Origin of the sequence: Pontibacter rugosus (assembly GCF_042678745.1) — a bacterium.
GTDB lineage: Bacteria > Bacteroidota > Bacteroidia > Cytophagales > Hymenobacteraceae > Pontibacter > Pontibacter rugosus.
Window position 1 is genome coordinate 1 of record NZ_JBHTLD010000033.1, and the last position, 15364, is coordinate 15364.

A 15364-nucleotide genomic window follows, 5' to 3' on the forward strand; every position below is an offset into this window, starting at 1 on the left:
ATCTATTTTTCATCTTTCTTGTGTGTGTGTGTGTGTGTTAATTAGAAATCAATACCAATGTTCACAGAGTAAATCGGTGTTAGTGGGTAGCGGCCATAGTCTACACCAATAGCAGCTGAATTGGGGTTCTCCAAGCCTCCAACGTGCGAACCAACCTCCGGATCAAACCCTGAGTAGCCGGTGATAGTGGCTATGTTCTGAGCGCTTACGCCTATTCTGGCACCTCTCACAATCTTCTGGTTACCAAGCAACGAGGCAGGCAGGTTATAACTCAGCGTAACGTTCTTTAACCTTACAAAAGAGCCATCTTCCACATATTTATCCGTGTGTCTTTCGAAGTTGTTGTTTTTGCTTGAGCTTGTTATCCTGGCTACATCCGTGTTAGGGTTCAACAGGTAGGGGTTGCCTTCGGGATCCATATCTACTTTAGCATAATCAAACGCACCTATAAACAGGTTACGGCCCAGGTTGATGTTGTTCGGATTGGTATTCTCGGAACGCAGGTAGTTGTAAATATCGTTCCCTATAGTACTAGTAATCAAAACACTTAGATCAAATCCTTTGTAAGAGAAGTTGTTGGTAAAACCCGCATAATACTTAGGCCACGGATTGCCAATAAACGTCTGATCTTCGCCAGTGATTATGCCATCACCATTGACATCACGGTACTTTATATCACCCACCCAGATGCTGTTTTCTGCTATAGGGAACGGCACGCCATTGTTATCGGCTGGTCTTGGGCTGGTCTGAAGGTCCTCCAGGTCCTGGAAAATGCCATCTTCTATATAACCCCAGAACAACCATGGAGCCTGGCCTACCACAGTACGCTGCTCCCACTCATTCCATTCTCTGGTGCGGCGGTTAAGAATACTGCTCTCCGTAGAAAGGCTCTTTATTTTTGTTTTGAAATGTGATATGTTGAAGTTAGACTCCCACCTGAAGCCTGCGTTGTCGATATTGACAGTGTTAAGAGTTAAGCTCCACCCCTTGTTTTGCAGGGAGCCAATGTTTACAGTCGGCGGATTAACAGCACCGTTACCATTCGTACCCATATACCAAGGCAAGGAAGCTTGTAAGATCAGGTTATCAGTATCTTTGATGTAGTAGTCTGCTTCAACTTGTACTCTGTTTTCAAACAAGCTCAGGTTAATACCAAAGTTGTTCGTTTTTGTCTCCTCCCACTGAAAATTAGGATTTGGATATCGGTTAGGAAGAAAACCTGTGCCCCATGGTGTAGGACCTGGAGCCAGAGTGCCATATATAGCACCACTGCTACCCTGGTTACCAGTAAGGCCTATTTCGTAACGCAAGCGCAGGTCACTCACGAATGGGATGTTAAAAAAGTCTTCCTCCGAAACTCTCCAGGCAGCTGATACAGAAGGAAAATATCCCCATTTGTTTTCCGGGCCGAAGTTAATAGAACCGTCTGCACGGAAAGCCGCCTGCAGAATATATCGGTCGTCGAAGTTATAGTTAACCCTACCCAGGTAAGACTCCATGGCCCAATCGCCATGACCACCTCCAGCAACGCTGGTCAGAATGTCCCCAGCATTCAGGTCAATTACATCGTTGGTCTGGAAACCGCGTCTTTCTCCAGACAATACTCTCCAGGTAGACTCCTGTGACTCATGCGTCGCCATCACATTCAGGCTATGTTTGCCGAACTGCTTCTGGTACTGCAGCATTTGGTTCCAGTTCCAGTAGGTATTCAACTCATCTCTGTTGTTTAGCCTTGCTTCTACGTTTTTCTGGTACCCAAACTGATAGGTAGGAAGAAAGTAGGTAGAGTTAGAGAAGTTTACGTTCCCGTTCACTGATGTTCTGAAGTCCAATCCTTCCAAAATTCGGAATGTGGCTGTCAGGCCACCCAGGAACTGCTTTCTGGCTAGTTCATTTGTCGTGATGTTGGCAATACCAATAGGGTTAGGCGGTGTAAACTGCTCCGAAGTGTTTGTAGGGGTAACAGTACCACCACCATAAGAACCATCTATGTTTCTCACAGGAATATGCGGAGGCAGCTGAATGGCTCTTGAGATAATGTTTGACTGTGTTGTCGATAGCCTTTCATCTGTTTGAGCATAGTTGAAATTTCCGTTGATCGTCAACCATTCCTTTGCTTTGTTGTCCATGTTCAAGCGTACAGAAAAGCGGTCAAACCCTGACCCTATCGCAATACCATCCTGGTTCAGGTACTCGCCTGATAAATAGTAAGTGGTTTTCTCACCACCTCCGCTCAGGCTTATCTGATGCTTCTGCATCGGTGCCGTTTGGAACAGCTCTTTCTGCCAGTTTGTACCTTCGCCAAGTATAGACGGATCTAAGAACTCCTGCCGAACTACCCCACCTGCAATAGCCTTATATTCCTTCTCCATCTGCGCATACTGGCGCATGTTCATTACTTCAAGCTCCTGCGGCGCAGCCTGCACACTGCCCAGGAAGCTGTAGTTGATGCTTACCTCACCAGACTTGCCGCGCTTTGTCGTGATCAAAACCACACCATTTGTGGCTCTGGAGCCGTAAACCGCTGTAGCCGAAGGCCCCTGTAAAATCTCCATACTTTCAATGTCCGATGGATTCAATGTAGAAAGTGGGTTAGAGCCTCCCGGAGAGGTAGATCCTTGGATCTGCACACCATCTATTACATAGAGAGGTTCGTTGCTGCCGTTAATAGAGTTTACACCTCTGATATTAACAGAAATGCCACCACCGGGTGCACCCGTGTTTTGAGTAACATAAACACCGGCAGCACGCCCCTGGATAGCCTGCTCAATGGTCGTGTTGACTGTCCTCTCTATTGCATCCGTACTGATTGTTGTCTGGGCGCCTGTCAGGTCGTTCTTTCTGATCTCGCCGTAGCCCGTTACAACTACCTCGCTCAGCAACTTGTTATCTTCCGCCATACGCACGTTAATAACAGACTGATTTCCAACTGTTACCTCCTGCGGGTTATAGCCAATAAAAGAAAACACAAGAACAGCGTCAGGACCTGGCACTGTAATATTAAAGTTTCCATCAACGCCTGTTGTAGCGCCGGTAGATGTACCCTTCACCAGTACGGTTACACCTGGCAGTGTAATGCCAGAGGATGCCTCAGTCACCTTACCGCTGACCTGGATCTGTGCAACTGCCTCAGGAAGAAGCCATCCCAACATTAAACAAAAAAGTAAAATTCTTTTCATACCATTAAATTTGATTAGACTCTCGTTTCAATTAATTGAACGTGGAAATTAAAAGTTGTCGACAGGCCCTGTTCTGCTGCCAACGGCTTTTGAACTTCACGTGTCACTCCATTTTATGCGCATGCTGTTTTAAATTAATCAAGGGTAATTTTTTCAATTTTAGAAAGGTGAGCCAATAGCTTTTTGCGATAGTTTCAGATCTTGCCTGGCAAGCGTGCCCATCAATCAGATTTATTAATCAAAAGTATGTACTCACTTTCATGCCTCCAATATCGTCACGCATTTATTTCAGCGCTATAACTATTGTCTCAAAATCTATGACTATTGTTTCATCAGAATATAAAACACCCACAACCTATTAATAACCAGATCATTAGCATCGCTTCACCATTTCCCTCTACGAGCTGTAAAAAAGCTATTTTAAAGCATTTGCTGCACTTTAAAGCCTGAAGTGAAACGACACTAAAGAGTCATAAGTAACTACTCACTTCCAAACCAAAGTTATTTCTTTTACCCCTCAAGCGATAATACTTTTTTATCATTTGTTTGATCAAAATGAAGTTATTTCTTACAAGAAGCCACTCCTCTTTTTGAATTTGAATAGAATGGCGTACTTTAAATCTGCCATCTCCCAACACAACTGTAGCATGGTACAGGAAGAGAAAATCATTGGTGAGTAGCCCTCGGGAATAGTAGCTATTCTGAATTGATTTAGCGAAAAAGACCGATGTCGCCGCTGGCGGAGGATCTTCTTCCGCACCAAAAGCAGATGGCAGAACAGCAACACCACCTGAACAGTCATTTTACACAACACCCTATATATGAAAAAACATCTTGCTTGCCTCTGTATAGCTATTGTTATGAGCTCTCTTTCACCGCTACTCGCTAACGTCGGGTTACCAGCAATCTTCAACAACCACATGGTGCTGCAGCAGAATGCCGACGTGGTAATATGGGGCTGGGGAAAGGCACAGGAACCTATCAGTGTCACGACCAGTTGGAACCAGCAAGCGGTCAAAACCGTGACCAGCCCAAATGGACACTGGAAGGTTACGGTTAAGACTCCCGCTGCCGGCGGCCCTTATAGCGTGACGGTGCAGGGCTATAATACGATTGTACTGGAAGATGTGCTGATCGGCGAAGTATGGCTGGTGTCTGGCCAGTCGAATATGGAATGGAGCGCCCGCGCCGGGATTGACAACGCCGAAGAGGCTGTAAAGGGCGCAGATTACCCGAACATCCGCTTCTTTAACGTGCTGCACCGCACTGCAGACGCCCCGCAACTGGACCTGGGCGGAGAATGGCAAGCTAGTACACCGGAAACGATGATTGACTTTAGCGCCATTGCCTATTTCTTCGGCAGAGAGCTGCACCAGGAACTGGATGTGCCCATCGGGTTAATCAACAGTAGTTGGGGAGGCACGCCAGCGGAAGTATGGATGGCGCCGGAGGTAATCACATCAGACCCTGGGCTGGCCGAGGCAGCCAAAAAGATTGCACCCATGGAGTGGGCGCCGCATGAGCCGGGAAAAACCTACCATGCCATGCTGGCTCCGCTGATTCCTTTTCGCATTGCCGGTGTGCTGTGGTACCAGGGCGAAACGAACACGGCCGCCCCACAATCTTACGAACGCCTGTTTCCGGCCCTGATCAAGCAATGGCGAAGCGAGTGGGGCTATGAATTTCCATTTTACTATGCACAGATAGCCCCCTTCACCTACGGACGCCCACAGGAAGGTGTGCTGCTGCGGGACGCCCAGCGCAAGTCGCTTGTTGTTCCAAACACAGGCATGGTGGTGATAAACGATATCGGCAACACCAAAGACATCCACCCAAGAAACAAACTAGATGTAGGAAAGCGGTTTGCTAACATCGCCCTGAACAAAACCTACGGCAGGAAAAACCTGCCAGTCTCAGGCCCGCTGTACCGGGAAATGAAAACAGAGGGAAACAAAATCCGCTTATACTTCGACCATGCTGAAAAAGGACTGATGGTGAAAGGCAAGAACCTGACGCACTTTGAAGTTGCCGGGGAAGACCAAAAATTTGTTCCGGCCAAAGCAAAGGTAGATGGAAACACGATTGTGGTAAGTGCTCCGGGCGTGAAGAAACCGAAAGCCGTACGCTTCGCCTGGAGCAACACGGCAGAGCCAAACCTCTTCAATACCGAAGGCCTGCCTGCTTCCAGCTTCCGCACCGACGATTGGCCTATCTCCTTGCAGTAAAGCGAAGAGAGGGCTTTGCCCCATATACTTCATAAACAAAGCGGCAAGTATAAAATGCAGTGCATTTTATACTTGCCGCTTTCATCTCTAACAGTTTTTATACTTGCGCACGCTCCAGCACTAGCTCTGTTGCACTTCTGCTGCTTCCCTGGCCACTGCTGCTCCACACTCGGGAGGAGTAACTTCTGGGTTAAAGTATGGAAGTAAGGCAAATAGAGTGAAACTGAAGTATGTGTATGACTAAGTATGGAAACGAAAGTAGTTTAACCTGTATTTTTGTAGCCAATCCGAAAGGATCTTGGTTGCGAGAGGTACCTGCGCTCCATTAAAGCTATTCTAGCTCGCCCACAAGATCCTTTCAGGATGACACTATAGTATAAAGTAGTGCTGTCTTTTTACTTAACTTATAAGAGTACTGTTAGTTGTACCCAGCTACACTTGCGGCGCTTAAGACTTAGCCGCTTTATTCGCTGGTTTGCTGCTGCTAAGCCGTAGCATCAGCACATCGTGCGCGGGTACTTCTGCTTTCAAAGCCTTGGCTGTGGTTCCGATTTCTTTCTTCGCCCATACATCACGCAGTTTATACTTGGTCTGGGTGGTTTTCAGCTGATGGTTGAAGATGGTATCGCTCACCGCATGTTTGCTCCAATCGAAGGTTACTTTTTGGGGCGTACCTTTCCGGTTCAACACACACATGGCCCAGTCGCCGTTGGCTAATGGCTTAAACCATACATCCATACTATCCTGTGCCGAGTATTTAAAGCCCTGAATGCCGAGCGGGTCCTGGTTGATGGCAATTACTTCTTTGTTGGTCAGTATCTCGCGGGTTTCTTTGCTCATTGTCCGCAGGTCGTTGCCGGCAATCAGCGGCGCGGCCAGCATGCTCCACATGGCAAAGTGCGCGCGGTCTTCGTTGGTGCGCATGCCGTTGCCTACTTCCATCATGTCCGGGTCGTTCCAGTGGCCGGGGCCTGCATACTTGCGCAGGCCGTCCTGCTTATCAATTATCTGCATCACACCCCACGATTTCCAGGTGCCGTGGTCGTAAACACAGTCCCAGCAGTTGTAGATGTCGCCGGTAGTGCGCCAGAGGTGGCCTACATCCTGCGCCCACTCCCACGGCTGGTTATCGCCCCACTCGCAGATGCTAAACACAATTGGTCTTCCTGCGGCAGTTAAGGCATCCCGCATGGTCATGTAAGCTCCTTCTGCTTTTAGTCCTTCCGTCTTGCACCAGTCATACTTCAGGTAATCTACTCCCCAGCTGGCGTAGGTTTGGGCATCCTGGTACTCACGCCCACGACTGCCGGGGCGGCCGCCGCATGTTTCCGAGCCGGCATCCGAGTAAATCCCGAACTTAAGCCCTTTGGAATGGATATAGTCTGCCAATGCTTTTATGCCAGATGGAAAACGCTTCGGGTCAGGGTGAATAAAGCCCAGGCTGTCGCGCTCGCCGTGCCAGCAGTCATCAATCACGATGTACTCATAGCCCGCCTCTTTCATACCGCTAACTACCATGGCATCAGCCGTTTCGCGGATAAGCTTTTCGTCTACATCACAGGCAAACTTATTCCAGCTGTTCCAGCCCATGGGTGGTGTCAGGGCCAGCCCCTGCTGCTTCTGGGCCACTGCCGTGAGGGCGAACAGGCAAAGGAGGAGGCAAAGTGTGTTTCTCATACGTATAGCTTTTTGTGATCTTGAAGTATGAAGTGTTTATTCCGCTGCAGCTTCTGCTTTAGCTTGCAGGCGCTGCATCAGTTCAGCGTACTTTTGAATGATAGCTAAGGTGGAGGCGTCTGAGTCGAAGACAGAATACCAGCCTTGCTTTTCGTGCGGCGGGTCTCCCAACAGGTTATCCCCTACTTTCCAGTAATTGCCGCCTTCCGCCGCTGCCGGTCTTCCCGCCCCGGAGTAAGCCCAGAAGTTGGCTCCTGCGATGGGTTTTCCTGCCTTGGCCTGGTTATACACAGCCTCGAAGATTCGCCTGTAAAAAGCATCGCGTGCGTCGGTGGGTGTGCCTGTGGCAAAGGTTTCGTTGTCGCGGGCTACGCCAAACTCCTCCAGCACCACCGGTTTGTTTAGCCGCTGTGCGGCGGCCACGTGCTCGTTTAGGTAAGCTGTTGCTTTCTCCACAGCGCCGGGCATAGTTTCTGCTGCCTTGTGCGGATCAAACCAGCCCCAGTTCTGTATCCAGATGTGCATGGTGGCATAGTCGATGTTTTTTGATTGGTGATCCTCGTAGAAATCGTTGCCGGCATGGTGCGAACTGGTGTTGCCTTCGCTGCCTATACTTACCAAGTGGTTCTTGTCCAGCTTTTTAATATAGCCCGCCGTTTCGTGCACCCACTTGCGGTATGTCTCTTTATTGTTGTAGCCGCGCGGCTCATTGCCCAGTTGCCAGGCCATAACAGTGGGATCATTTTTATACTTGATGCCGTTGATTTTATTCTCCCGGTTGATGATAAAGTTCAGGTGCTTGCGGTACAGCTTGGTGGCTTTCTTGTTATTGTAAAAGGAGGCCGAGAAACGCTGAAAGTCATCCCAACTAGAGGTGCCAGCGGGCGGTGCGTACGGAATGGTATCGCCGGTAGCCCAAGAAACGTACTGGCCCATGCCACCGCTCCACTCCCAGAAGTTGTTCAGTACCACTACCGCTGTCATGTCGCGCTTTGCCATTTCGGCCAGCAGGTAATCAAGGCCTTCCAGCACCTGTGCGTTATACTTGCCCGGCGAAGGCTGCAGCGAAGGTTTTGCCCGGTGCGGCTCCGTGTCCGGCCCCTCCGACCCCGCCATGATGCGCAGGTTCGTTACGCCCAGCTGTTTCAACTGATCCAGCTCCTGCTGCAGGCGTTCCCTATTGCCTCCGGTGGTGGTGGCGCCCAGGTTCATGCCATACCAGTAGTTAGCACCTATAAAATAATAAGGCGCACTATCACGCTCGAACTGCGTGTTTGCCACTTTAATAAAGCCTTTGCTTCCCTGTGCCCACGACAGCATGGCCGGGAAAAACAGTAGCGCAATAAGGATAAGCCGGATGTTCATATAGTATGGTTTAGGTTAATCTACTTGTTTTAAACTTGTGCACTTTATACTTGCTGCCTTTTATTCACCTGTGGATGCAGGCGCAGTTTGCAGGCTGCTATACTTTCTGCCTTTGGCACTGTTGCGCAGCAGCGACTTGTTTCGTTTGTACAGGTGCTGGATGTCCGGCTCCATCAGGATCTGCTCGTCGGCTGTGAACTGCCTGAAGTCGTTCTCCGCCGGGTGCCCCTTGTAAGGGCTGTAGTGGTGGCCGGTGTTGGCATTACGCCACACCATGATGTAGGAGATCTGCAGCGGCTCCAGCCCCTCCTCCAGCGCACGAAGCAAATGGGAAGTATACCAGTTGGAGATAGGCAGTTTGTCGAGACCGGTCTCGGTTAGCGCCGCCAGTTTTCCCTTGTCTCTTGCGATGCTGTCTAAGAGCGCTAGACTTTGGATCAGATCTGCTTTCTGCTCCGCAATGGGTTTGATGTTGCCTTCAAAGCCCATGTCCCAGTAATCATCCAGCCCAATAATGTCCACATAGTCATCGCCGGGATAGGCGTAGAAGTAAGCCGCCTTTCCTTCTGCCAAATTCATTCTGCTGCGGTCCGGGGAGAACGCGTAGATCAGGTTATGGACGTTCTTTTCGTCCCGAAGGTATTTCACGGTAAACTGCCAGAGCTGTACAAACTCCGCCTCGGTAGTATAGCCTTTGCCCCACCAGAACCAATCGCCGTTGTGCTCGTGGTAAGGGCGGAAGATGATAGGGATCGGGGTGAAGATATTCGCGCGGCACTTTTTCAGGAAATCTGCCGCCAGGTCCAGCTTTTGCAGGTAGGCTGCGTGTGCTTTGCCGCCGGGCAGCATGTCTTTTACCACATGGGTGGTGTCCCAGGAGTTGCCGCCGCTGGCCAGGTTATCCATGTGCCAGGCCACTGTGTTGATGCCGCCACGCTTGTATACTTCCCGAATGTAGTCCCGCACATCCTCAAAGGGTACGCCGTTGATGCTGTTCTCAGAGCCAATCTTACCCAGATCCCACCCGTGCACGGCGGGGTAAGCGCCGCTGATCTCCTTCACATCCGACCTACCGGGCACTGCCTTCCAGCCAACACCATAAGCCATCGCTTCATGCTGCCCGAAAAGCGTGCCGCTGTTCGCCAGCTTCTTCAGGTTATTATAAAGGAAAAGAGTCTTGCGCGTAGCATCCTCATCCACCAGCGCGGTAGCTTGTTGGGCCCTTGTATAAAGGCTGCAAAGTATAAAGGCGGCAAATAGTAAAAGTCTGTACGTTTTCATGCAGGAACTTTTGTATGATCAGGGTCAGTTGATTTATCTTATCAAGGCTAAGTATAAATTCTTATGCTTCAGCTTTCCAGTAAGCGTTGGCAGCGGTTCAGCACCTCCAGACAAGCGCGGCTGTTGTGGTACGGGCACTTCCAAAAGCCAATTTTTACTTCGTCCATCGGGCTGTAGTCGTCGTTCACGCCCCAAAGCCACTCGCCCTTCGCCTTGTCCAGCAAATGCTTTTGCGCAAAAGCCCAGGAGTTCAGCGACTGCTCCAGAAAGGCAGGATCAGAGGTGAACTGATAAGCGTTCAGGAAACCAACCATGGCCTCGGCGCTCACCCACCATTCGCGGTGCGTGTCGTACTGCTGCCTGCTGCGGTCCAGCTCGTGGTACAGACTACCGTCCTGTTGCAAACCCTCTGCTGTGGCGCGAGCCATTTTTATACTTAGCGCCTTCACTTCTTCGGTTAACTCCTCCTTCCCAAGCACCTCCGCTGCCTCCAGCAAAAGCCATGAAGCTTCAATGTCATGCCCGTACGATACCAGATCAGCTGTTGGCTTCCACTCCCGGGTAAAGAACAGCTGCAGGTGGCCTGTTTCAGCATCCACAATTTTAGCAAGGAACAACCTAATAAGGCTTTCCAGTTGCTGCGCCAATTGCGCATCAGGCCAGCACCTGTAGAGGTTGGCATAGGCCTCTAAAATGTGCAGGTGCGTATTCATCGTCTTTGGATCATTGCGGTCTTTCGGACTTAGACGCAAATCCTCCAGCAGCTCCCCCTCCCGACTAAAGGCTTCAAAATAGCCGCCATGCTCCTTGTCAAAACTAAACTGCTCTATCCACTCGTACAGTTGCTGGCTATACTTCAGCGCCTCCTGATTTTCGGTTACAAGATGATATTCGCTTAAGCCGTAGATGGCAAAGGCTAGCGCATAGACTTGTTTGCGCGTGTTCAGCGGTTCTCCTGCCGCACTTATCTCCCAGTAAACGCCACCATGTTGCACATCTATAAAATGCCCGACCAGATAGTTGTAGGCGCGCCTCGCCAGCAGCAGGTGCTTTTCATGTTTGCTGTGTCGGTAAGCCGCAGCAAACGTCCACAGAATACGAGCATTCAACACCGCTCCCTTTGGAGCACCGGCCTGCACCTGCCCGTCGTTGTTCATTTCTCCAACAAAGCCACCCTGCTGCTCATCAACAGCATGCAGCTCCCAAAACGCCAGAATACGCTGGAGTTCGGAAGCTGCCTCCACCTTATAAGCACTCACCTTATGCCTGTCTACCGATGCTGCTGTTTGGGTCATGTCAGGAAATGGCTGTGGCCAATACGGCTGGTTGTATCTTTAAATAGGCCAGGTTCTGATCTATCAGTATATTCAGGCGCTCCACCGTTGCACCTGATCGCAGCTCGTCGGTTGGAGTATGCAGCACATAATCCAGCAGTTTATTTAGCGTGGTGGTAACTACATGCATGCGCGTATCGGAGGAGCCGTAGTAGATAAACACAGTTCCATCGTCGTCCAATATCCAGCCATTGCTGAACACCACGTTAGAGACATCGCCAATCCGCTCCTCGCCCTCCGGCGCAATAAAATAGCCAGCTGGTTTATGAAGCACTTTTGTAGGGTCCTGCAGGTCGGTCAGGAAAGTATAAAGTACATAGCGCAGGCCTGCTGCCGTGTTACGCACCCCGTGCGCCAGGTGCAGCCAGCCTTTCTCTGTTTTCAAAGGTGCCGGTCCCTGCCCGTTTTTCACCTCGTTTATGGTGTGGTATTGTTTCGCATCCAGCACCGTTTCTTTCTCAATTACCGCATTCTCAATACAGTCAGCCAATCCCCAGCCGATGCCACCACCAGAGCCAGCCTCTATAAAGCCATCCTGCGGACGGGTGTAAAAGGCATACTTGCCGTCTACAAACTCCGGGTGCAGCACCACGTTGCGTTGCTGCGGTGATGGCGTTTTCAGGTCTGCCAGGCGTTCCCAGGTCTTCAGGTCGTGGGTGCGGGCAATACCACACTGGGCTACAGCCGACGACTCATTGCCTGGCTTGGCGGCGGGGTCTTTCCGCTCGGTGCAGAAAAGGCCGTAAATCCAGCCGTCTTCATGCTGCACCAGGCGCATATCATACACATTTACATCCGGTACTGCTGTTTCGGGCATGGTGATGGGCCGGTCCCAGAACTTGAAATTGTCGATGCCATTCGGACTTTCAGCCACGGCAAAGAAAGACTTTCGGTCAGCTCCCTCCACCCGCACCACCAGCAGGTAGTTGCCATCCAGTTTGATAGCGCCAGAGTTGAAGGCGGCATTAATTCCGAAACGCTCCATCAGGTAAGGGTTCGTTTCCGGATTAAAATCGTAGCGCCAGAAAAGCGGCGTATGCTGCGCTGTGAGCACCGGGTACGTATAGCGGTCGAACACGCCGTTCCCCAATTCCTCCTTCGGGTTCTCCCGGGTAATTAAAGTATGATATGCACACTCCAACTGCTTTAGTCTTTCTTTAAAAGTAGATTCCATTGTATAAATGGTTGTTATTTCTGATTGTAGTAAATTCTAATAATTGCCGCCAGCTACCGCTACAGGGTCTTTTTTAGGTGGCTTTTCTGCGTTCGGGTTCTTAGGCGGTATAGCGGGGCTGTCTTTTGGCAGTCGGTCCCACCAGGTTTTCTTCATCACCACGGCACATACTAAAAATACACCTAAGGTAATGTATAGCTCGGTCTGCATCTGGATAACCAGGTAGATGGGCAGTAGCGTCAGACTCATCTGTGCCACCACGCCAATAATCACATTGAACACATCAAACCAAAAGCTTTTATTTTCCTGGAAGTCCGGGTTTTCCACTTTAACCAGTTTATCCACTGGTCCCCAGAAGCCCCAGGGGCGCACGGTGCTGTAGAAGCTTTTCAGCGTTTCCATGTCGGTGGGCGGAGCGGCCAGCGTACCTACTATACTTCCGATCAGGGAGAGCAACAGCAGCACCGGGAAATAGTACAGGTCCAGCCCATCGAAGAAGAAAGGGAAAATCAGCGCCGGAGTTATACCTGACAGCATGCCCCAGAAAAAGCCGTTGCTGTTAAAGCGCCACCAGTACCATTTCAGCACGTTGGCCGCGATGTAGCCCCCGTAAAGGCCCGACACGATCCACTGCAGCAGGCTGTTTACATCTTTGGCGAAGAAGCCCAGCACCACGCTTAGCACCACCACCAGGATACCCGACAGGTAATTCATACTTGTCACCACGGAGTTAGGTGCTGTGGGGTTGACGTACTTGAGATACACATCATTTACAATGTAAGCCTGCGCTGCATTTAAAGTACCGGCAAAGGTGCCGATAAAGGCAGAAAGCAGGCCTGCTACGATCAAACCAAGTATACCGGTCGGGGCAAAGTTCACGATAGCGGCAGGCAGTATTTGTTCGTAATCAATGCGGCCTCCCGTTTCCAGATTCAGCTGTTCAAAGTTCAGAAGCGCGAGCACCGTGAAGCTGATGATCATGAGGTAGCGTGTCGGGATCAGCACCAACGATACAAAGCCGCTCATCTTGGCTGCATCCTGCGGCGTACGGGCTGACAAGATTTTCTGCATATCGTAGTTCGGCGTTGGCCCAGCCAAGCTTGCCAGTACGCCTTTGAAAAGCATCAGCGAAAAGAAGATACCGAAGAGTGAGAAGCCATCCTCCTGAATCTTAGTGTTTACGTCGTCCAGGATGCCGGTCCAGTCCATGTCCAGCGTTGCCCCGAAAAATGGCGTCTTCCACCCTTCCGGCACCACCAGTGTTCCGGCAGAAATGTTCTCGATGGCGATGTAGCCGATCACAAAAGCGCCAATGGTGATGATGGCGAACTGCAGTACATCGGCCCAAACAATGCTTGCCATACCGCCTAGTATAGAGTAGAAAACGGCGAAAAGCGTGAAGACTAAACCGTAGACATGCGGCACGTACTCGGCAGAAACGGTAAACGGCACATAAGGCTGCACCACCGACCAGGGTATAAATATCTCTACAAACTTGCCCAGACCGATAAAGCCATAGGCCAGAAAGCCAAGGCAGCTAAGCAGAGCAAACACCACCACAATGGCGTGTGATTTGTTCGTGCTCTTTGTTCTGCCGAAGCGGGTCAGCATCCACTCCGCCCCGGTGGTTACGTTGGAGCGCCGCAGCCAGATGCCCAGAAATACCATCAGGAAAACCTGGTTGAAGGACGGCCAGAGCCACGGAATCCAGATACTTTTCAGGCCATACACAAAGGCCAGCATCACCATCCACATGGTACCGGAAATATCAAACATGCCCGAGGCGTTCGAAAGACCGAGCGCGTACCAAGGCAGCGTATTGCCACCCAGCAAGTAGGCCTCCTTGTTTTGCTTTGCCCGGTTCTTCAGTATCAAGCCTATAGCGGCAACGGCCACCAGGTAGCTCACGATAATACCAATGTCTATTGCTGCTAATTTCATTTCCTGTGTTATTGAGCTATACTTTTAGTAACCACTTGTTGCCTTGGCTTCCGTTGCCGGAGTAACCGGACTATAGAGGTCTGCTGCCTTTACATCGCTTCCAAAAAGCGTCTCTGCCTTTTGATAAAATTTCTTGAAATCCGAGGCACTTTCCTGGTCTGGGTAAGGCACGTAATAGTGGTCGGGCCGGGCGTTTCGCCACAGCAGCACGTATGATAGTCCGCTGTTTTGTATGATGGGCAACAAGGTTTCTGTCCACCAAGTAGGCTGCGGAATGCGTTCCAGGCCTGTTTCTGTGATGGCGTATACTTTGTTCCGTTCCTCACCTATTTCCCGCAACAGCTCCACCATACGGCGCGTGTCGGCCACGAAGGTATCCACAGTGTCGGTTGGGTTGGGGCGATGGTAAACGTCAAAGCCAATCAGGTCCACGTAGGCATTCCCGGGGTAGCGCTCCAGGTATTCCTCTTTTGTCTTGAATTTATCAGGTGAGTAGGCGTAGAGCAGGTTGTGCACCTTTTTCTTATCGCGCAGGTATTCTACGGTGAAGCGGTAAAGCTGCTTGTACTCTTCGGGGGAGGCATGGTCGCGGCCCCACCAGAACCAGCTGCCGTTATGCTCGTGCAGTGGCCGGAATACAACCGGAATAGCTTCTCCATTTGCTCCTTTCAGGCTCTTCATAAATTTGGCAACTTCGTTTAGCCACGATTTATACTGGCGCATGGCCTTTTTATCTGCAAACAGCTGCTGAATGGTGGAGTCCTGTTTGTCCCAGCTTGATTTGGAGGGATCAACGGGGTTGTTGAGGTGCCAGCTGAATGTATTGAGTCCACCTTGTGCATACACCTGCTGCACGTAGGCACGCATGTTAGCGAAGGGAACACTATCAAGGTTGATGGGGCTTTTTAACTCCAGGTGACCCAAATCCCAGCCAACAACAGCCGGGTAATCGCTTACCACCTCTTTCACGTCTGATCGGCCGTCTTCATACTTCCAATTAACGCCGTAGGCGAGGTCGTCCTGGTGCCCCAACATCACACCCCGTTCGCTTAGCCGCTGCAGGTTGGCGTATAGGTGCCTTGTCTCCTTGCTGGCTTTCGCATCTATCGGCAGGTGCTGCGCCGCGAGCACATTCACGAGAAGCACCTGGGCTATACTTAACAGAAGCATTTTTAGCATATGGTATGA

General features: G+C 50.6%; 9 protein-coding genes. 1 reads left to right on the plus strand and 8 read right to left on the minus strand.

The window, feature by feature from the left end; all coding sequences use genetic code 11:
- Positions 1–41: 41 nt before the first annotated feature.
- Positions 42–3179: a SusC/RagA family TonB-linked outer membrane protein gene (locus ACFQ2O_RS05695; RefSeq protein WP_377523769.1), complete on the minus strand. Its 3138-nt coding sequence runs from the start codon at positions 3177–3179 to the stop codon at positions 42–44.
- A gap of 860 nt (positions 3180–4039) precedes the next feature.
- On the opposite strand from ACFQ2O_RS05695, the gene ACFQ2O_RS05700 reads away from it, so the two are divergent.
- On the plus strand, positions 4040–5404 hold the full coding sequence (locus ACFQ2O_RS05700) for a sialate O-acetylesterase (protein ID WP_377523772.1): 1365 nt from the start codon (positions 4040–4042) through the stop codon (positions 5402–5404).
- A gap of 447 nt (positions 5405–5851) precedes the next feature.
- Here the strand turns inward: ACFQ2O_RS05700 and ACFQ2O_RS05705 are convergent, their stop codons facing one another.
- The 7 genes from ACFQ2O_RS05705 to ACFQ2O_RS05735 form a co-directional block, all read right to left on the minus strand.
- Positions 5852–7081 (minus strand): glycoside hydrolase family 27 protein, encoded by a 1230-nt coding sequence (locus ACFQ2O_RS05705; RefSeq protein ID WP_377523776.1) that lies wholly within the window; start codon positions 7079–7081, stop codon positions 5852–5854.
- 36 nt (positions 7082–7117) lie between these two features.
- Positions 7118–8446, minus strand: a complete 1329-nt coding sequence (locus tag ACFQ2O_RS05710; protein WP_377523779.1) for a glycoside hydrolase 5 family protein — start codon at positions 8444–8446, stop codon at positions 7118–7120.
- Positions 8447–8506: 60 nt separating this feature from the next.
- Positions 8507–9727 carry a glycoside hydrolase family 26 protein gene (locus ACFQ2O_RS05715; RefSeq protein ID WP_377523783.1) on the minus strand — a complete coding sequence of 407 codons (1221 nt, stop codon included), beginning with the start codon at positions 9725–9727 and terminating at the stop codon, positions 8507–8509.
- Between the two features lie 68 nt (positions 9728–9795).
- Positions 9796–11022 (minus strand): AGE family epimerase/isomerase, encoded by a 1227-nt coding sequence (locus tag ACFQ2O_RS05720; protein ID WP_377523787.1) that lies wholly within the window; start codon positions 11020–11022, stop codon positions 9796–9798.
- Between the two features lies 1 nt (position 11023).
- Positions 11024–12235 (minus strand): glycoside hydrolase family 130 protein, encoded by a 1212-nt coding sequence (locus ACFQ2O_RS05725; protein ID WP_377523790.1) that lies wholly within the window; start codon positions 12233–12235, stop codon positions 11024–11026.
- Positions 12236–12271: 36 nt separating this feature from the next.
- On the minus strand, positions 12272–14176 hold the full coding sequence (locus tag ACFQ2O_RS05730; protein ID WP_377523794.1) for a sodium:solute symporter family protein: 1905 nt from the start codon (positions 14174–14176) through the stop codon (positions 12272–12274).
- A gap of 24 nt (positions 14177–14200) precedes the next feature.
- Positions 14201–15355 (minus strand): glycoside hydrolase family 26 protein, encoded by a 1155-nt coding sequence (locus ACFQ2O_RS05735; RefSeq protein ID WP_377523797.1) that lies wholly within the window; start codon positions 15353–15355, stop codon positions 14201–14203.
- Positions 15356–15364 lie beyond the last annotated feature (9 nt).